Source organism: Serratia sp. ID 25-353 (genome assembly GCF_054792795.1).
This window is the reverse complement of sequence record NZ_CM139236.1, coordinates 3,505,472-3,524,389: the sequence shown is the minus strand read 5'-3', so window position 1 is coordinate 3,524,389 and position 18,918 is coordinate 3,505,472. Positions and strand designations below refer to the sequence as shown.

Sequence of the window (18,918 nt, the reverse complement as noted above, 5' to 3'; positions counted from 1 at the left end):
ACCCTGTGTGATTGGTATATGCTTGGTGTATTGGCAAGGAACGAAGGAACGACGATAACAATGATTCTGATAATTTATGCTCACCCGTATCCCCGGCATTCGCATGCCAATCAGCGCCTGCTGCAGGCGGTGAGGGATCTTCCCGAGGTAGAGGTGCGCTCGCTGTATGAGCTGTACCCCGATTTCAATATCGACATCAACGCCGAGCAGCGGGCGCTGGCGCGCGCCGACATGGTGGTGCTGCAGCATCCGATGCAGTGGTACAGCTTCCCGCCGCTGTTGAAGCTATGGATCGACAAAGTGCTGGAGCACGGCTGGGCCTATGGCCACGACGGCAATGCGCTGGTGGGTAAAGATTGCCTGTGGGCGGTGACCAGCGGCGGCGACGAGCACCACTTCGAGCTGGGCGACTTTCCCAATTTCGCCGCGCTGGCGCAGCCGCTGCAGGCCACGGCGATTTACTGCGGCATGAACTGGCAGCCTTATTTCGCCCTGCATAACACCTTTACCTGCAACGAACCGGCGCTGCTTGCCGCCGGCGAAGCCTACCGGCAGCGGTTGGTCGACTACCTGATGGAACATGCCGAAGCGGAAACTCGGGAGGCCAGCCATGGATAACCACCACATGATGATCGAGGGGCTGATCTACCTCGGCTCCGCGGCGCTGTTCGTGCCGATCGCGGTGCGATTGGGGCTGGGCTCGGTGCTCGGCTACCTGATCGCCGGCTGCATTATCGGCCCCTGGGGGCTGAAGCTGGTGTCGGACGCCGAGTCGATCCTGACCTTCGCCGAGATCGGCGTGGTGTTGATGCTGTTTATCATCGGCCTGGAGTTGGATCCCAAGCGGCTGTGGACGCTGCGCGCCTCGGTGTTCGGCGGCGGCAGCATTCAGATGGTGGGCTGCGGCCTGGCGCTGAGCGCCTTCTGTTATTTCCTTGGCCTTAACTGGAAGGTGGCGCTGCTGATAGGCCTGACGCTGGCGCTCTCATCCACCGCCATCGCCATGCAGGCGATGAGCGAACGCAACCTGACGCCGTCGCCGATCGGCCGCAGCGCGTTTGCGGTGCTGCTGTTCCAGGATATTGCGGCGATCCCGCTGGTGGCGATGATCCCGCTGCTGGCCAGCAGCGGCGCCACCACCACGCTGGGCGCTTTCGTGCTGTCGGCGGCCAAAGTGGTGGGCGCGTTGACGATAGTGGTACTGCTCGGCCGCTACGTCACCCGCCCGCTGCTGCACTTCGTCGCCCGTTCGGGCATGCGCGAAGTGTTCAGCGCCGTGGCGCTGTTCCTGGTGTTCGGTTTCGGCATCCTGCTGGAGATGGCCGGGCTGTCGATGGCGATGGGGGCGTTCCTGGCCGGGGTGCTACTGGCGAGCTCGGAATACCGCCACGCGCTGGAGAGCGATATTCAGCCGTTCAAGGGGCTGCTGCTGGGGCTGTTCTTTATCGGCGTTGGCATGTCGATCGACTTCGGCACGCTGTTCCATCATCCGCTGCTGATCGCCTCGCTGCTGCTGGGCTTTATGTTGATCAAGGCGGCGCTGCTGTGGCTGATAGGGCCGCTGCTCGGCGTGCCGAAGCGCCAGCGCGGCCTGTTCGCCATTCTGCTGGGGCAGGGCAGTGAATTCGCCTTCGTGATTTTCAGCGCCGCGCAGCTGGCCGGCGTACTGCCGGTCGAATGGGCCAAGTCGCTGACGCTGGCGGTGGCGCTGTCGATGGCGGCCACGCCGCTGCTGCTGGTGATCGCCGCGCAGCTGGAGAAAAATGCGCCGAAAGAGGAGCGCCCGGCTGACGTTATCGACGACGAGAATGCCAGCGTGATCATCGCCGGCTTCGGCCGTTTCGGCCAGATCGCCGGCCGTTTGCTGTTGGCCAACGGCGTACACACCGTGGTACTGGATCACGATCCGGACCATATCGAGACGCTGCGCAAATTCGACACCAAGGTGTTCTACGGCGACGCCACGCGCGCCGATTTGCTGGAGGCCGCCGGCGCCGCCCACGCCAAGGTGCTGATCAACGCCATCGACGACGTGGAAGACAGCCTGGCGTTAACCGAGCTGGCCAGGCAGCACTTCCCGCATCTGAAGGTGGTGGCGCGAGCGCGCGACGTCGATCACTGGTATCAGCTGCGGCAGCTGGGAGTGGAAAAACCGGAGCGCGAAACCTTTGAAAGCTCGCTGCGCATCGGCCGTGAAACGTTGGAGCTGCTGGGGCTGGACGCCTATGAGGCGCGCGAGAAGGCGGATACGTTCCGCCGCTATAACCTGAAGATGCTGGAAGACACGCTGGAGAATTATCAGGACACTGAGTTCCGCATCGCCAGCCTGCAGCGGGCCAAGGAGATGCTCAGCGCGGCCATCGAGCAGGATCAGAATCGGCTGGCGCGGGTGCAGCAGACCGGCTGGCGCGGCAGTATCGACGGCAAGGCGCCGGAGGATGAAGTGGTGGAAGCTAAAGGATAAGAATAGGGGCGCCAGATCGGCGCCCCTTTTTTTGCTTAGCTCAGCGCGACCTTGATGCCCAAGGCGATCAGCATACCGCCCAGCAGCTTGTCGACGATCTTCTGGGTCTTTTCCAGCCCGCGGCGCACCGGCCCGCTCTGGATCAGGAACACCAGCAGTGGCCACCAGATGACCGACAGGCCGAGAATAATCCCCGCGTACCACAGCTTGTCGCCCAGGCCGGAATCGATCTGCAACACCTGGGTAAATACCGCCAGGAAGAACAGGGTGGCTTTCGGGTTCAGCAGGTTGCACAGGTAGCCTTGCGCAAAGGCGCTCTTCAGGCTGACCTGCTGCTGCGGCAGATTGCTGACGTTCATCTTGCCGCCGCCGCGCGACAGCAGCGCCTGGATGCCGATCCACACCAGATAGACCGCCCCGGCGTATTTCAGCAGGTTAAACAACCACGGCGTGGTGGTGATCACCACCGCCAGCCCGGCGACGCAGTAGGACATGTGGGTGGCGACGCCGCAGATCACGCCGAAGGCGGTCATCATGGCGGCCAGCCGCGGATAGCGGGCGGCGTTTTTGATCACCAGGAAAAAATCCGGGCCGGGGGAGAGCATGCCGAGGGCGGCAATGCCGGCGACGAACAGCGAAGTTTCAAGCATGGGAGCGTCTCGCGCAAAAGACAGAGTTCTGGCGATAATAACGCCGCTTCCTCTGATGCGCATCAACCCAATGAGGTATTGTTAGGCTCTATGATAATTATTCATCTACCGCCAGCGACGGAGCACCATGCAGCAGACTACCGCCACAGAGAGGCCGGAGCCGCACCGGCAACAGCGTGAAATTACCCGCCTGTGCATTCAATGCGCGCTGCTGCTGTTGCAGCACGGCGCCGAGAGCACGGTGGTGGAACAGCTGTCGACCCGCCTGGGGCTGGCGCTGGGGATGGACAGCGTGGAAAGCTCGATCTCCGCCAATGCGGTGGTGTTGACCACCCTCAGCCACGGCGCCTGTCTGACTACCACCCGCAAGAACGTCGATCGCGGCATCAATATGCAGGTGGTGACCGAAGTGCAGCATATCGTGATCCTCGCCGAACACCACCTGGCGGATGCGCACGACGTGGCGCGCCGTTTTGAAAGGATCCGGCCGTTGCGCTACCCGCGCTGGCTGGTGGTACTGATGGTGGGGTTGTCCTGCGGGTGCTTCAGCATGCTCAACGGTGGCGGCTCTGACGCCTTCCTGGTGACCTTTATCGCCAGCGGCACGGCGATGCTGGTGCGCCAAATTCTCACCGCCCGCCAGATGAATCCGCTGATCAATTTTTGCCTGACGGCGTTTGTCGCTACATCGATCTCCGGGCTGCTGCTGCGCCTGCCGGCGTTTAAAGACACCTCGAGCGTGGCGATGGCCGCCAGCGTGCTGTTGCTGGTGCCGGGCTTCCCGCTGATCAACGCGGTGGCCGATATGTTCAAGGGGCACGTCAATACCGGGCTGGCACGCTGGGCGATGGCCAGCCTGCTGACGCTGGCGACCTGCATCGGGGTGGTGATGGCGATGTCGTTGTGGGATCTGCGGGGGTGGTCATGAGTCTGCTGTGGGCCTTGTTGCAGGAGATGCTGTTGGCGGCGGTGCCGGCGCTGGGCTTCGCCATGGTGTTCAACGTGCCGCTGCGCGCGCTGCGTTATTGCGCGTTGCTTGGGGCCATCGGGCGCGGTTCGCGCATGCTGATGATGCACGGCGGCATGAACATCGAGTGGGCCTCGCTGCTGGCGGCGATCCTGATCGGTATCATCGGCATCTACTGGTCGCGCTGGCTGCTGGCGCACCCGAAGGTATTCACCGTGGCGGCGGTGATCCCGATGTTCCCCGGCATTTCCGCCTATACCGCGATGATAACGGTGGTAGAGATCTCGCATCTGGGCTACAGCGAAGCCCTGATGGAGACCATGATCACCAACTTTCTCAAGGCCAGTTTCATCGTCGGCGCATTGTCGATCGGCCTGTCGTTACCGGGCCTGTGGCTGTATCGCAAACGCCCCGGCGTGTGAAATTTCCCGGCCGGAGATCGTTGGTTATTAGATATACTGATAAGAGCTATCTTATATATTCATCTTGCTTGATTAGCCTATCGACGGCACTCAGGCCTTTACGTATAGTGTCACCAATTTTGCTGCCTACACAGGGTTAAACAATGATTATCAGCCTGATCGCTGCCTTGGCGGCGGATCGCGTTATTGGCATGGAAAACGCCATGCCGTGGCACCTGCCGGCGGACCTTGCGTGGTTTAAACGCAACACGTTGAATAAGCCGGTTATTATGGGCCGCAAGACTTTCGAGTCCATCGGCCGCCCGCTGCCGGGCCGCCACAATATCGTTTTGAGCAGCCGTCCGGGCAGCGAAGCCGGGGTGACCTGGGTGACCTCGATGGATGAAGCGCTGGCCGCCGCCGGCGACGTGGAAGAAGTGATGGTGATCGGCGGTGGGCGCATCTATACCCAGCTGCTGCCTCGCGCCGATCGCCTGTACCTGACGCACATCGACGCCGAGGTCGGCGGCGATACCCACTTCCCGGATTACGAGCCGGACGAATGGGAAACCACGTTCAGCGAGTTCCACGACGCCGACGATCTGAACTCGCACAGTTACTGCTTCGAGATCCTGCAGCGCCGCTGATTTCAGCGCGTTAGCCAACTCTCCCCGGGGGCGCAAGCAATTGCGCCCCCGGCCTTTTTGCGCCCGTCGTTCGTAACCTTTCCGTCACATTACCTGATTAGTATGAAGCCCAACTCCGAGCGCCTCGGCAACTCTGGTGAATCTTGACCGCGGCGCCATAACTAAAAAGGTAACCACGCTATGAACAAGCAAATTGAGCAATTAGACGCCGACCGCCTGATCGATCCCACTCGCCGCAAACTGCTGCTCGGCAGCGCCGGTGCCGTCGGCCTGGCCGGCTTTCTCGGCGGCGGCATCTGGTCGGTCTCCGCCGAGGCGTTGGCCGAGGATCTGCCGCCGAACAAACTGCTGGGCTTTCAGGGCATCGCCGCCTCTACCGCCGACGAGGTGACCATTGCACCGGGCTACCGCGCGGAGGTGCTGATCTCCTGGGGGGAACCGCTGGTAGACGGTGCGCCGGCCTTCGATCCGCAGGGCAACAACAGCGCCGCCGATCAGGAAAAACAGTTCGGCGACAATAACGACGGCATGAGCTTCTTCCCGATCGACGATCGCCACGGCGTGATGGCCATCAATAACGAATACGTCAACGAGCAGTACCTGTTCGCTCACGGCGGCGCCAAGGCCACCAGCCTGGAAGAGGTGCGTAAATCGCAGGCGGCGCACGGCGTTTCCATCGTGGCGGTAAAGCGCGTCGGCGACGGCCAGCGGTGGGAAGTGGAGCGCCCGTCGCGCTATAACCGCCGCATCACCGCCAACACCGACATGCAGTTCAGCGGCCCGGCCGCCGGGCATCCGCTGCTGCAGACCGCCGCCGATCCGAGCGGCCGCAAGGTGCTGGGCACCTTCGGCAACTGCGCCAACGGCAAGACGCCGTGGGGCACCTATCTGACCTGCGAAGAAAACTTCGATACCTACTTCGGCACCCGCCAGGCCGATTACCCAACCACGCCGGAACAGAAGCGCTACACGCTGAAGGTCAGCGAGCCGGAGCGTAACTGGCCGGACTATGACGAGCGCTTCGACGTGGCGAAGAACCCCAACGAATTCAACCGCCATGGCTGGATCGTGGAAATCGATCCGCTGAATCCGACCTCGACGCCCATCAAGCACACCGCGCTGGGCCGCTTCAAGCATGAAAATGCGGCGGTGACCGTGGCCAAAGATGGCCGCCTGGTGGTGTACATGGGGGACGACGAGCGCGGCGAGCATATCTACAAGTACGTTTCCAAAGGCGTGGTCGACGCTGCCAATCCGGCCAACAATCGCACGCTGCTGGACGAGGGAACGCTGTACGTGGCGCTGTTCGACGGCGACGAAGCCGGCACGCCGCTGAAGGGCAAAGGACGCTGGATTGCGCTCGAGTTCGGCAAGAACGGCCTGACGCCGGAGAACGGCTTCCGCGATGAGGCCGAAGTGCTGATCTTCGCCCGCAAGGCGGCGCAGCAGGTCGGCGCCACCAAAATGGATCGCCCGGAGTGGATCGCGGTGAACCCGCATGACGGCCGCGCTTACTGCACGCTGACCAACAACAGCAAGCGCGGTGAGGAAGGGATGCCGCTGAACGTCGCCAACCCGCGGCCGAACAACATCTATGGCCAGATCATTCGCTGGGACGAAGGCGGCGATGCCACCGCCGGCACCTTTGCCTGGGACATGTATGCGCTGTGTGGCAACCCGATTGCCCACCCGGAAGGCGTCAACCGCGGCACGCCGAACATCACGGCGGACAACACGTTCAACAGCCCGGACGGGTTGGGCTTCGATCGCGCCGGCCGCCTGTGGATCCTCACCGACGGTAAGTACAGCAACAAGGGGGATTACGTCGGGCAGGGCAACAACCAGATGCTGGTGGGCGATCCGGTCAGCGGCGAAATTCGCCGTTTCATGGTGGGGCCGAAGTCCTGCGAACTGACCGGTATCACTTTCACTCCGGACTACAAGACGATGTTCGTCAACGTACAGCATCCGGGAGAAGAGGGCGATTCGCACTTCCCGAACAACAGCCCGCGCCCACGTTCATCGGTATTGATGATCACGCGCGAAGATGGCGGGGTGATTGGGGCGTAAAGCGGTAAAGGGAACAAAGGCGGCCTGGGGCCGCCTTTATGATTTCAGGATGCGGCCAGTCTGCCGGCGTGATCAGGCGCCTCGCCGCGATTGGCGGGCTGCGTGAAGTAACGGCGGTCTTCCCAGCGCAGCATCGTCAAGTCGCCGCCCCAGCAGCAGCCGGTATCCAGCCCGATCACGCCTTCCGGCGTGCCCTTGCCTTCCAGCGAGGCCCAGTGGCCGAAGACGATGGTGTATTCCGGATCCACCAGGCGCGGCAGCTCGAACCACGGTTTCAGCGGCGCGGGCGCTGTGCCCGGCGCATCTTTGCAGATCATGTCGAGCTGGCCGTTGGGGAAGCAGTAGCGCATGCGCGTGAACGCATTGGTGCTGAAACGCAGGCGCGCCAGGCCGCTCAGTTCCGGTGCCCAGTTGTTCGGCATGTCGCCGTACATGGCGTCGAGAAACAGCGGGTAGCTGTCGCTGCTCAATACCGCTTCCACTTCGCGCGCGCACATTTTCGCGGTGTCGATATCCCACTGCGGGGTAATGCCGGCGTGCGCCATCACCAGCTTTTGCTCATCGTCCACCTGCAGCACCGGTTGGCGACGCAGCCAGTTGATCAGCTCGTCGGCGTCCGGCGCCTCCAGCAGCGGGGTGATGCGATCTTTGGGCTTGTTGCGGCTAATGCCGGCGTAGACCGCCAGCAGGTGCAGATCGTGGTTGCCCAGCGCCATGCGCACCGCCGGGCCGAGTGAGCGCACGAAGCGCAGCACGTCCAGCGAGGCGGGGCCGCGCGCCACCAGATCGCCGGTCAGCCACAGCCGATCGCGCTCGGGATCGAAAGCAGCCTGAGCCAGCAGCGACTTCAGTTCATCGTAACAACCGTGAACGTCGCCGATAAGGTATGTCGACATAATTAATGGATCAGCGTTGGAATGGCTAAGCGAAACACGGGAATAGCGGTGCGGAATGGTTGACCCTGATGGTCCACCATTTCGTAATGGCCTTCCATGGTGCCCAGCGGCGTTTCCAGAATGGCGCCGCTGGTGTACTGAAACTCTCCGCCGGGCGGAATGACGGGCTGTTCGCCGATCACGCCTTCGCCCTGAACTTCGGTTTGGCGGCCGTTGCTGTTGGTGATCAGCCAGTAACGGCCCAGCAGTTGCACGTCGCTCCGCCCCAGATTGCGGATGGTGATGGTATAGGCGAAGACGTAACGCTCTTCTTCAGGGATCGACTGTGATTCCACATAGATGCTCTGAACCTGAATACACACGCGGGGCGAATCAATCATGACAACAACTCCTTATTGCTGCGGCGTCGGATTGGCTGACAGCCAGTTCGCCAGCTTGCAGTATTGCGCCACAGAAATATTTTCTGCTCTGAGCGAAGGATCGACGCCCAGCTCCGTCAGCTGCTCCGGCGTGAACAGGTCGCCCAGGCTGTTGCGGATGGTTTTCCGCCGCTGGTTGAACGCCTGCGTGGTGATGCGGCTCAGCATGCGCACGTCGCCCACCGGGTTCGGCAGCACGCTGTGCGGCACCAGACGCACCACGGCGGAATCGACCTTCGGCGGCGGCGCGAACGCGGTCGGCGGCACTTCCAGCACCGGAATGACGTTGCAGTAGTACTGCGCCATTACGGTCAAACGCCCATAGGCCTTGCTGTTCGGGCCGGCCACCAGACGGTTGACCACCTCTTTTTGCAACATAAAGTGCATGTCGCGGATTGCCTGAGTATAGCTGAAAAGGTGGAACATCAGCGGCGTCGAAATATTGTACGGCAGGTTACCAAATACGCGCAGCGGTTGGCCAGCTTCCTCGGCCAGTTCGGCGAAATTCACCGTCATGGCGTCCTGCTGGTGGATGGTCAGTTTGTCTTTCAGCCGCGGGTGGTTCTCCAGCCGGGTGGCCAGATCGCGGTCCAGTTCGATCACCGTCATGCGGTCCATGCGCGCGCCGACCGGCTCGGTCAGTGCGCCGAGGCCGGGGCCGATCTCGACCACCGCTTCGCCCGGCTGCGGGTGAATGGCGGAGACAATGCTATCGATGACAAACTGATCGGTTAAAAAGTTTTGTCCAAAGCGTTTGCGGGCAAAGTGCCCTTGGTGGACTCTGTTATTCATTACAATTAATTATCATTTTAATGGCGAGATTCAGGGCCGTTTGGAAACTGCCGACATCGGCGGTGCCGGTGCCGGCCAGTTCCAGAGCGGTACCGTGGTCGACCGAGGTGCGTATGAAAGGCAAACCGAGGGTGATATTCACCGCGCGGCCGAACCCTTGGTATTTTAACACCGGCAGCCCCTGATCGTGATACATCGCCAGCACCGCATCGGCATCTTGCAGATATTTGGGCTGGAACAGGGTGTCCGCCGGCAGCGGGCCGACAAGATGGATGCCGTCAGCGCGCAGCGCGTCGAGCGCCGGGATGATGGTGTCTATCTCTTCGTGCCCCATATGGCCGCCTTCCCCGGCGTGGGGGTTCAGACCGCAAACGTAAATGTGCGGCTGGGCGATGCCAAATTTGGTTTTCAGATCGTGATCGAGGATGCGGATGACTTCGAACAGGCTCTGTTGCGTGATGGCGCCCGGCACCGCCAGCAGCGGTAGGTGGGTGGTCGCCAGCGCCACGCGCAGCTCTTCGGTCGCGAGCATCATCACCACGCGATCGCAGCGGCTGCGATCGGCAAAGAATTCGGTATGGCCGATAAACGGCACGCCGGCGTCGTTGATCACGCCCTTGTTCACCGGGCCGGTGATCAGCGCCGCGAATTCGCCGTTCAGGCAGCCGTCGCAGGCGCGCGCCAGGGTTTCCACCACGTAGGCGCTGTTGCCGACGTTCAGCTCCCCGGCGGTGACCGGGTGAGCGAGCGGGACCGGCAGCACGGTCAGCGTGCCGGCGCGTTGCGCCTTGGCCGGTTGCTGCGGCTGGTAGTCGCGCAGCGTCAGCGGCAGGCCCAAACGTTGGGCGCGTTCAAGCAGCAGGGCCGGATCGGCGCACACCACCAGCTCAACAGGCCAATCCTGTTGCGCCAGCGCTGCCACCAAATCCGGCCCTACCCCGGCGGGTTCGCCGGGGGTAATGACGACGCGTTTATTGCTGTGCATCGCTGCCATCGAGGATCTTCACGTAAGCCTGGGCGCGCTGTTCCTGCATCCAGGTCTGCGCCTCTTCGGCGAACTTACGGTTGAACAGCATGCGGTAAGCGCGATCTTTCTGCGCGGCGTCGGTCTTATCCACCTGACGGGTATCCAGCAGCTGAATCAGGTGCCAACCGAAGGAAGAGTGGACCGGCGCGCTGATTTCACCCTTGCTCAGCTTCAGCAACGCATCGCGGAAGGCCGGATCGTAGATGTCCGGGGAAGCCCAGCCCAGATCGCCGCCCTGCATGGCGGAACCCGGATCCTGCGACAGCTGTTTGGCTTCGTCGGCAAACTTGGCGCGGCCGCTCTTGATCGCTTCCGCAACGGATTGCAGCTTGGCGCGCGCCTGATCGTCGGTCAGCACCACCGAAGGTTTCAGCAGGATGTGACGGGCGTGCACTTCGGTGACCGACACCGACTGGCTGGCGCCGCGAATGTCGTTCACCTTCAGGATGTGGAAGCCGACGCCGGAACGGATTGGGCCGACGACGTCACCTTTCTTGGCGCTCACCAGACGTTCCGCGAACAGGGTCGGGATCTCTTGCAGTTTGCCCCAGCCCATATTGCCGCCTTTCAGCGCCTGAGAATCGGCGGAGTAGGTGATCGCCAGCTTGCCGAAGTCGGCGCCGCTGTTGATTTCGCCCACCAGGCGTTTGGCCAGCTCTTCGGCTTTGTCGACCTGCTGCTGCGACGGGTTCTCCGGCAGCGGGATCAGGATGTGGCTGATGTTCATTTCGGTGTCGCTGCCGTTCTGCGCGCCCACCTGTTTGGCCAGCGCGTCCACTTCCTGCGGCAGGATGGTGACGCGGCGGCGCACTTCGTTGTTACGCACTTCGGAGATCAGCATCTCTTTGCGGATCTGCGAACGGTAGGTGTTGTAGTTCAACCCTTCGTACGACAGGCGGCTGCGCAGCTGATCGACGCTCATCTTGTTTTGTGCGGCGATATTGGCGATCGCCTTGTCCAGATCGGCGTCGGACACGGTGATGCCCATTTTCTTGGCCATCTGCAGCTGGATGTTATCCATGATCAGGCGTTCGATGATCTGATGGCGCAGCGTCTTGTCGTCCGGCAGCTGTTGGCCGGCCTGCTGGGCGTTGAGCTTCACTGACTGCAACAGACCGTTGACGTCGCTTTCGAGTACCACGCCGTTATCCACGACGGCGGCGACTTTATCCACTTCTTGGGGTGCTGCGAACGCGGCATTGGCGCAAACCACCAATCCGAGAATAAGCGTTCTCCAGTTCTTCATACATTTCCCATTATGTAATCCGCAAATGCGGGTGAAAGTTCTCGTTTTCAAAGTGTTGCAAAGCGTCAGAATGCACGCTGATACGGCAGAATGCCGGAGCGCAGCATTTCTGCGGAACCGAGACTATGATCGCTGCTCAGGCCGCGCAGTTCGACGTTGAACGAAACTCTGTTGTCGTAAACGCTGGTATTGTTGCTGTTGTTCCAGTCGGTGATCTTGCGCTCATAGCCCAGGGTCACTGCCCAGCAGCAGGTGTTGTACTTCAGCCCTACCAGCTGATCGGCGGATTGTTTGGCGCGGGTGTCGTAATAATACGCCCCGACCACTGCCCAACGATCGGCGATCGGCCAGCTGCCGGTGATGCCCACCTGCGAGATGCCGTCCTGGAAGGCCGGAACCTGCCGGGTGTTCAACGCCGTCTGGATATATTCCGGCGTGGCGTAACGGTAGTTCAGCTGCACCACGCGCTCGGCGTCCTGGCGGTATTCCACCACGCCGTTGCCCAGCGAGACGCTGTTCAGGCGGGTATCGTACTGCAGGCCGCCGCGCAGGCCCCAACGATCGTCGATTTTCCAATAGGTATCGCCGGCCCAGGCCACGCTGCCGGTATCGTCGTTGTTGTCGTAACCGGTCATCTGGTCACCGGTACGCGAACGGCTGAAGTAGTAGATTTGACCCACGGAAGCGTTAAAACGTTCAACCAGCGCGTCATCATAAATGCGGGTAGTCAAACCGGTAGAGACGCGGTTCTGCGAAGCGATACGATCCAGGCCGCTGTAGGTGCGGTCGCGGAACAGGCCGGAGTAGTCGGTTTGCAGCAGCGTGCTGTCGTAGGTATAGATATTGCTCTGGTCGCGGTACGGCACGTACAGATACTGCACGCGCGGCTCCAGCGTCTGGGTGGCGCCTTCTGCCCAGATCATCGGCCGCTCGAACACCAGCTTGCCGTCGACCTTGAACTGCGGCAGTACGCGGTTGACCGAGTCATCCAACGTCGGTGCCGTTGCACCTTGATTACGCATACTGTAGTTGGCGGCGAAACCGTCAGGAATATCCTGCTGGTAGTGAGTCGCCATCACCTTGGCTTCGGTGTTCAGGCTGGCCCAGCCGTTGGTCAGCGGCAGGTTCAGCGTCGGTTCCATGTGCAGACGGGTGGCGTCCGGGCTGTACGGGTTGACGCTGGTGAATTTGGCCGCCTGGCCGTAAATATGGAAGTCGAACGGGCCGAGGTCGTTCTTGTAGTAGTTCAGGTCCAGCTGCGGCTGTACCTTGTAGGTCTGCGACCAGGTACGGTCGGTATTGTCGAAGATCTGGAACTGCTTGGAGCTCAGCGTGGCGTTCCAGTTCTCGTTGGCGTAGCCGAGGCTGAATTTCTGCGTGGCGTAGCCGTCGGTGGTGGAGCCGTATTTGGAGTCCAGATCGGTGAAGTATTTGTAGTCGCTGACCTTGGTGTAGTCGACGTTGAAGCGCCACACCTGATCCATGACGCCGTTGTGGTTCCAGTAGAACAGCCAGCGTTTGCTGTCGTCATTGTCTTTGCCGTATTCCTTGTCGTCCGGCAGCCAGTCGAACTCCATCAGGCCGAGGCCCGGCTGCACCAGATAACGGAACTCGGTCTGCCACTGCAGGCCCCGCTTGGACATATAGTGCGGCGTGATGGTGGCGTCGTAGTTCGGCGCGATGTTCCAGTAGTACGGCAACATGAACTCGAAGCCGTTGTTGCTGCCGTACTTGGCGTTCGGGATCAGGAAGCCGGAACGGCGCTTGTCGCCGACCGGCAGCTGCAGGTACGGGCTGTAGAACACCGGCACGCCGCCGATGCGGAAGCGGGCGTTCCATACTTCCGCCACCTGCTCTTCGCGATCGTGGATCACTTCTGAACCGACCACGCTCCAGCTGTCATCACCTGGCAGACAGGAGGTAAAGGTGCCGTTTTCCAGAATGGTGTAACGGTTGGCGCCGCGCATTTTCATCTTGTCGGCGTCGCCGCGCCCCTGACGGCCTACCATCTGGTAGTCGCCTTCATAGACATCGGTATCTTTGGTGTTCAGGTTCGACCAGGCCTTCGGGCCTTTCAGTTTGATCTGATTGTCGCTGTAGTGCACGTCGCCGGTGGCGGTGACGGTGCGGACCGGCTCCGCCTGGCCCGGGTTTTGCGTCTGGTTCAGCTCAACTTCTTTGGCGGTCAGGGTGCTGTTGCCCTGCTCGACATGCACGTTGCCGCTGAACAGCGCGCTTTTCGGGTAGTCGGCGCGCGAGTCATCGGCATTGATGGTCACCGGTTGGCTGTTCGGATCGCCGCTGACCAAAGGCTTGTCGTAAACGGGAACGCCAAGCATGCATTGCTCGGCCAGATCAGCCAGCGCATGCTGACTGTAGAGTGCCGTCCAAATCATCGTGGCCAGCAGTGTTGGGAAACTTTTTTTCATACGCGGTTTTGGTGTTCCGTCATCAGAGGCGTCATGTCCGGCAAACGGTCAGAGACTATATTACTCATCTGCGTTGCGCTAGTGCTAAATCCAGCCGTTTACTTGCGTCGTCGTTAGGCGCAAAGATAAATGACAGGTATGATAATCCAAATTCTAGGAAAAATCGCCTGCACCCTTTCCTGAAGCGAAGGGGGACGGCGGCTTTCGGCATGATAATTGAGGAGTATATGCAGTATTGGGGAAAACTGCTCGGCGTCATCGTCGCCATCTGGTCTGGCGCGGGATTCTGGGGTGTAGTTCTGGGGCTGATTATTGGTCACATGATCGATACGGCGCGCAGCAACAAGCGCAGCCGGGGGTTCTTCACCGACCAGCAAACGCGGCAAACGCTATTTTTCCGCACCACTTTTCAGGTGATGGGCCACCTGACCAAATCCAAAGGACGCGTTACCGAGGCGGATATCCAGATCGCCAGCCTGTTCATGGATCGCCTGCAACTGCACGGCGAAGCGCGCACCGCGGCGCAGCAGGCGTTTCGCGAGGGCAAACAGAGCCAGTTCCCGCTGCGTGAGACGCTGCAGCAGTTCCGCAGCATCTGTTTTGGCCGCTTCGATCTGATTCGGATGTTTCTGGAAATTCAGATTCAGGCGGCGTTCGCCGACGGCTCGTTGCACCCGAACGAACGTCAGGTGCTGTACGTCATCGCCGAAGAGCTGGGCATTTCGCGCGCGCAGTTTGACCAGTTCCTCAGCATGATGGAGGGCGGGCGCCAGTTCGGCGGCGGTCAGCAGGGCGGGTATTCGCAGGGGGGCTATCAGCAGGCTCAGCGCGGCCCGACGCTCGACGACGCGTGCAAGGTGCTCGGCGTGCGCAGCAGCGACGATGCCGCCACCATCAAACGCGCCTACCGTAAGCTGATGAGCGAACACCATCCGGATAAGCTGGTGGCGAAAGGCTTGCCGCCGCAGATGATGGAAATGGCCAAGCAGAAAGCGCAGGAGATTCAGGCGGCGTACGACCTGATCAAACGCGAGAAAGGCTTCAAATAACGATACCCGTCATACTTCGAGCTGCAGGTGCGTTGGCTGCCCGCGCTTACCCCGGTCACGTACTTTTTGTACGTTCCCGGGGCTGCGCTTAGTTGCCGCCTTCCTGCAACTCGAATTATTTAGGGTATCCCTGGGTGATGCGCTTAGAAATCCGGCTCGGTGCGAAAGTGCATCGGCGTCTGAAAAGCGGGATGGGTGATGCGCAGCTCTTGCGCATGCAGTTGCAGCCGCGGCGCCATCGCCTTGGCCTCCGGCGGGGCGTAGAAGCCGTCTCCGAGGATTGGGTGCCCCAGCGCCAGCATGTGCACCCGCAGCTGGTGCGAGCGGCCGGTGATCGGCGTCAGCATCACGCGGGTGCTGCCGTCGGCGTCGCGTGACAGCACCCGATACTCCGTTTGCGCCGCTTTGCCGGTGTCAAAACACACCTTTTGCAGCGGCCGGTTCGGCCAGTCGCAGATCAGCGGCAAGTCCACCAACCCTTCGTCATGCGCCATATGCCCCCAAACGCGGGCGATATAGGATTTCTTCGGTTCGCGTTCGCGGAACTGACGCTTCAGCTCGCGCTCGGCGGCCTTGTTGAGTGCCACCACGATCACCCCGCTGGTGGCCATGTCCAGCCGATGCACCGATTCGGCGGCCGGGTGATTGGCCTGAATGCGGGTCATCAGGCTGTCTTTGTTTTCCGGCGCGCGGCCGGGCACCGACAGCAAGCCGCTGGGCTTGTTGACCACCATGATGTGTTCATCCTGATACAGGATGTGCAGCGGGTCCTGCGGGGGATTGTAGGGTTCCATCTTGGCTCCGCGAAAAGGGCCGAACGGGGAGGCGGCTGCCTCCCCGCGTCGCGCCGGTTACTGGTGGGTGACCACTACCAGACGAATGGCGTCCAGGCGCCAGCCTGCTTCATTGAGGTTGGCCAGCACCTGACGGCGGTTGAACTCCAGCGCTTCGACTTCGTCGTCGCGGATGTTCGGGTTGACCGCCTTCAGCGCTTCCAGACGCGCCAGCTCGGCGCTCAGCTTGTCGTCCGCCTCTTGCTTCGCCTGTTCGATAAGCGTGCGCGCCTGCGCTTCCACCAGGCTTTCCGCCTGCTGCAGCATGGCGTGCACGTCTTGCTGCACGGCGTTGACCAGCTTGCTGGAGGTGTGGCGGTTGACCGCGTTCAATTGGCGGTTGAAGCTTTCGAACTCGACCTGAGCCGCCAGGTTGGTGCCCTTGCGGTCCATCAGCATGCGGATCGGCGTCGGCGGCAGGAAGCGCGTCAGCTGCAGGTGTTTCGGCGCCTGGGCCTCCACTACATAGACCAGCTCAACCAGCAGGGTGCCGACCGGCAACGCTTTGTTTTTCAACAGGGACACCGCGCAGCTGCCGGTGTCGCCGGACAGGATCAGATCCAGTCCGTTGCGGATGATCGGGTGCTCCCAACTGACGAACTGCGCGTCTTCGCGCGACAGCGCCTGATCGCGGTCGAAGGTGACGGTGCAGCCGTCCTGCGGCAGGCCCGGGAAGTCCGGCACCAGCATATGGTCAGACGGCGTCAGCACGATCAGGCTGTCGCTGCGGTCTTCCTGATTGATGCCGACGATGTCGAACAGGTTGAGCGCGAAGCCCACCAGGTTGACGTCGTTATCCTGCTCGGCGATGGCGGCGGCCAGCGCCTGGGCTTTGTCGCCGCCGTTGGAGTGCATCTCCAGCAGGCGGTCGCGGCCCTGTTCCAGCTGCGCTTTCAACTGATCGTGCTGCTGGCGGCAGGCGTGGATGAATTCGTCGAAGCCTTCCTGTTCGGTCGGCGCGGCCAGATAGCCGATCAACTGCTCGTAGCAGCTGTCGTAGATGGTGCGGCCGGTCGGGCAGGTGTGTTCGAAGGCATCCAGCCCCTCGTGGAACCAACGCCCCAGCACCGCCTGTGCGGTGTGTTCCAGGTAAGGCACCATGATCTGGATATCGTGCATCTGGCCGATACGGTCCAGACGGCCGATACGCTGCTCCAGCAGATCCGGGTTGAACGGCAGATCGAACATCACCAGTTGGCTGGCGAACTGGAAGTTGCGGCCTTCGGAGCCGATCTCGGAACACAGCAACACCTGCGCGCCTTCCTCTTCGGAGGCGAAGTAGGCGGCGGCGCGGTCGCGCTCGATGATCGACAGCCCTTCGTGGAACACCGCGGCGCGGATCGCTTCACGCTCGCGCAGTACCTGCTCCAGCTGCAGCGCGGTGTCGGCCTTGGCGCAGATCACCAGCACTTTTTCGTTGCGGTTGGCCAGCAGGTAGTCCAGCAGCCACTCGACGCGCGGGTCGAAGTTCCACCAGGTGGCATTTTCGCCCTCGAATTCCTGATAGATCTGCTCCGGGTATAGCATGTCACGCGCGCGCGCTTCGACGGACTTCTTGGCGCCCATAATGCCGGAGACTTTGATCGCGGTCTGGTACTGGGTCGGCAACGGCAGCTTGATCTGGTGCAGGTTGCGGTGCGGGAAGCCCTTCACGCCGTTACGGGTGTTGCGGAACAGCACGCGGCTGGTGCCGTGGCGATCCATCAGCATGGAAACCAACTCCTGGCGCGCCTGCTCGGCGTTGTCGCCTTCGCTGTTGGCGGCTTTGAGCAGCGGTTCGATGTCCTGCTCGTCGATCAGCTCGCCCAGCAGGTTCAGCTTGTCATCGGCCAGGCGCTCACCGCTCAGCAGCAGGGTGACGGCGTCGGCCACCGGGCGGTATTTCTGCTGCTCGGCGACAAACTCGCCGTAGTCGTGGAAACGATTCGGATCGAGCAGGCGCAGGCGCGCAAAGTGGCTTTGTTGGCCCAGTTGCTCCGGGGTGGCGGTCAGCAGCAGCACGCCGGGGATATGCTCGGCCAGCTGTTCGATCACCTGATATTCGCGGCTCGGCGCTTCTTCGCTCCAGGCCAGGTGGTGCGCTTCGTCAACCACCAGCAGATCCCACTGGGCGTCCGCCAGCTCTTCCAGGCGCTGCTTGTTGCGGCGCACGAAGTCCAGCGAGCAGATCACCAGCTGTTCGGTTTCGAACGGGTTGCTGCTGTCGAGCTTGGCTTCGGCGTAGCGGCTGTCGTCGAACAGCGAGAAGTAGAGGTTGAAGCGGCGCATCATCTCCACCAGCCACTGGTGCTGCAGCGTTTCCGGCACCACGATCAGCACGCGCTCGGCGCGGCCCGCCAGCAGCTGCTGGTGGATGATCATGCCGGCTTCGATGGTTTTGCCGAGGCCGACTTCGTCCGCCAGCAGGACGCGCGGGGCATGGCGTTGGCCGACTTCATGGGCGATGTGCAGCTGGTGCGGGATCAGGCTGGCGCGCATGCCGCGCAGGCCGGCGAACGGCAGGCGATACTGCTCGCTCTGGTATTTGCGCGCGCGGAAACGCAGCGCGAAACGGTCCATGCGGTCAATTTGGCCGGCGAACAGGCGATCCTGCGGTTTGCTGAAGGTCAGCTTGCTGTCCAGCAGGACTTCACGCATCGCCACGCCGCTTTCCTGGGTGTCCTGGCGGGTGCCGATATAGGTCAACAGACCGTTTTCCTCTTTCACCTCTTCCACCTGCAGCTGCCACCCCTCGTGGCTGCTGACGGTATCGCCCGGGTTGAACATCACGCGGGTGATCGGCGAATCGTTTCTGGCATAGAGGCGGTTTTCACCGGTGGCGGGGAAAAGCAGGGTAATCATGCGCGCGTCCAGCGCCACGACGGTGCCCAGTCCTAATTCGCTTTCCGTATCGCTGATCCAGCGTTGACCAAGAGTAAAAGGCATATATTGTCGGCTCGATTCTTTGTAAGTAAGTCTTGTTACCGGGCGGGAAGGGCCGCGGCACCTGTACTGAACGTCTGCTAATCCCGGTTTGTTTTAAATTTGA

The 18,918-nt window shown here is 61.6% G+C and carries 16 protein-coding genes; 7 read left to right on the top strand and 9 right to left on the bottom strand.

Annotation, left to right across the window (positions count from 1 at the left end; translation table 11 throughout):
- Nucleotides 1-60: 60 nt before the first annotated feature.
- The gene (gene kefF / locus ACYF6X_RS17045; RefSeq protein WP_107226746.1) at nucleotides 61-618 is read left to right on the top strand and encodes a glutathione-regulated potassium-efflux system oxidoreductase KefF; all 558 of its coding nucleotides are present in this window, start codon (nucleotides 61-63) and stop codon (nucleotides 616-618) included.
- Nucleotides 611-2,464: a glutathione-regulated potassium-efflux system protein KefC gene (gene kefC, locus ACYF6X_RS17040; protein ID WP_038873391.1), complete on the top strand. Its 1,854-nt coding sequence runs from the start codon at nucleotides 611-613 to the stop codon at nucleotides 2,462-2,464. The genes kefF and kefC overlap by 8 nt, the downstream gene beginning before the upstream one ends.
- A 35-nt stretch (nucleotides 2,465-2,499) precedes the next feature.
- Here kefC and ACYF6X_RS17035 read toward each other — a convergent pair whose 3' ends face one another.
- Nucleotides 2,500-3,114 (bottom strand): LysE family translocator, encoded by a 615-nt coding sequence (locus tag ACYF6X_RS17035; protein WP_015376619.1) that lies wholly within the window; start codon nucleotides 3,112-3,114, stop codon nucleotides 2,500-2,502.
- A gap of 127 nt (nucleotides 3,115-3,241) precedes the next feature.
- Between ACYF6X_RS17035 and ACYF6X_RS17030 the strand changes: the two genes are divergently transcribed.
- The 4 genes from ACYF6X_RS17030 (at nucleotide 3,242) to ACYF6X_RS17015 (ending at nucleotide 7,199) form a co-directional block, all read left to right on the top strand.
- Nucleotides 3,242-4,042 (top strand): threonine/serine exporter family protein, encoded by an 801-nt coding sequence (locus ACYF6X_RS17030; protein ID WP_063991431.1) that lies wholly within the window; start codon nucleotides 3,242-3,244, stop codon nucleotides 4,040-4,042.
- Entirely contained in the window at nucleotides 4,039-4,503 is a 465-nt protein-coding gene (locus ACYF6X_RS17025) for a threonine/serine exporter (protein ID WP_033637072.1), read from the top strand. The genes ACYF6X_RS17030 and ACYF6X_RS17025 overlap by 4 nt, the downstream gene beginning before the upstream one ends.
- Nucleotides 4,504-4,646: 143 nt before the next feature.
- On the top strand, nucleotides 4,647-5,129 hold the full coding sequence (gene folA, locus ACYF6X_RS17020) for a type 3 dihydrofolate reductase (RefSeq protein ID WP_038873402.1): 483 nt from the start codon (nucleotides 4,647-4,649) through the stop codon (nucleotides 5,127-5,129).
- A 180-nt stretch (nucleotides 5,130-5,309) separates the two neighbouring features.
- Nucleotides 5,310-7,199 (top strand): PhoX family protein, encoded by a 1,890-nt coding sequence (locus ACYF6X_RS17015; protein WP_130017878.1) that lies wholly within the window; start codon nucleotides 5,310-5,312, stop codon nucleotides 7,197-7,199.
- 44 nt (nucleotides 7,200-7,243) lie between these two features.
- Here ACYF6X_RS17015 and apaH read toward each other — a convergent pair whose 3' ends face one another.
- The 6 genes from apaH to lptD form a co-directional block, all read right to left on the bottom strand.
- On the bottom strand, nucleotides 7,244-8,095 hold the full coding sequence (gene apaH, locus ACYF6X_RS17010; RefSeq protein WP_130017879.1) for a bis(5'-nucleosyl)-tetraphosphatase (symmetrical) ApaH: 852 nt from the start codon (nucleotides 8,093-8,095) through the stop codon (nucleotides 7,244-7,246).
- A 2-nt stretch (nucleotides 8,096-8,097) separates the two neighbouring features.
- Entirely contained in the window at nucleotides 8,098-8,475 is a 378-nt protein-coding gene (gene apaG, locus ACYF6X_RS17005; protein WP_019455040.1) for a Co2+/Mg2+ efflux protein ApaG, read from the bottom strand.
- Between the two features lie 12 nt (nucleotides 8,476-8,487).
- Nucleotides 8,488-9,306, bottom strand: a complete 819-nt coding sequence (gene rsmA, locus ACYF6X_RS17000; RefSeq protein ID WP_060422426.1) for a 16S rRNA (adenine(1518)-N(6)/adenine(1519)-N(6))-dimethyltransferase RsmA — start codon at nucleotides 9,304-9,306, stop codon at nucleotides 8,488-8,490.
- Nucleotides 9,299-10,291 carry a 4-hydroxythreonine-4-phosphate dehydrogenase PdxA gene (gene pdxA, locus ACYF6X_RS16995; protein WP_130017900.1) on the bottom strand — a complete coding sequence of 331 codons (993 nt, stop codon included), beginning with the start codon at nucleotides 10,289-10,291 and terminating at the stop codon, nucleotides 9,299-9,301. The genes rsmA and pdxA overlap by 8 nt, the downstream gene beginning before the upstream one ends.
- Nucleotides 10,278-11,579, bottom strand: a complete 1,302-nt coding sequence (gene surA, locus ACYF6X_RS16990; protein WP_033637077.1) for a peptidylprolyl isomerase SurA — start codon at nucleotides 11,577-11,579, stop codon at nucleotides 10,278-10,280. The genes pdxA and surA overlap by 14 nt, the downstream gene beginning before the upstream one ends.
- Nucleotides 11,580-11,644: 65 nt before the next feature.
- Nucleotides 11,645-14,008 carry an LPS assembly protein LptD gene (gene lptD / locus ACYF6X_RS16985; protein WP_130017880.1) on the bottom strand — a complete coding sequence of 788 codons (2,364 nt, stop codon included), beginning with the start codon at nucleotides 14,006-14,008 and terminating at the stop codon, nucleotides 11,645-11,647.
- 227 nt (nucleotides 14,009-14,235) lie between these two features.
- Here lptD and djlA point away from each other — a divergent pair, with 227 nt between their 5' ends.
- Complete coding sequence (djlA, locus tag ACYF6X_RS16980; protein ID WP_015376627.1) at nucleotides 14,236-15,057, top strand: co-chaperone DjlA; 822 nt, start codon at nucleotides 14,236-14,238, stop codon at nucleotides 15,055-15,057.
- Between the two features lie 143 nt (nucleotides 15,058-15,200).
- Here djlA and rluA read toward each other — a convergent pair whose 3' ends face one another.
- Together rluA and rapA are read right to left on the bottom strand one after the other, a co-directional pair.
- A complete protein-coding gene (rluA, locus tag ACYF6X_RS16975; protein WP_130017881.1) occupies nucleotides 15,201-15,851 on the bottom strand; it encodes a bifunctional tRNA pseudouridine(32) synthase/23S rRNA pseudouridine(746) synthase RluA in 651 nt (216 codons plus the stop codon).
- Between the two features lie 57 nt (nucleotides 15,852-15,908).
- On the bottom strand, nucleotides 15,909-18,815 hold the full coding sequence (gene rapA / locus ACYF6X_RS16970; protein WP_063991426.1) for an RNA polymerase-associated protein RapA: 2,907 nt from the start codon (nucleotides 18,813-18,815) through the stop codon (nucleotides 15,909-15,911).
- Nucleotides 18,816-18,918: the final 103 nt, after the last annotated feature.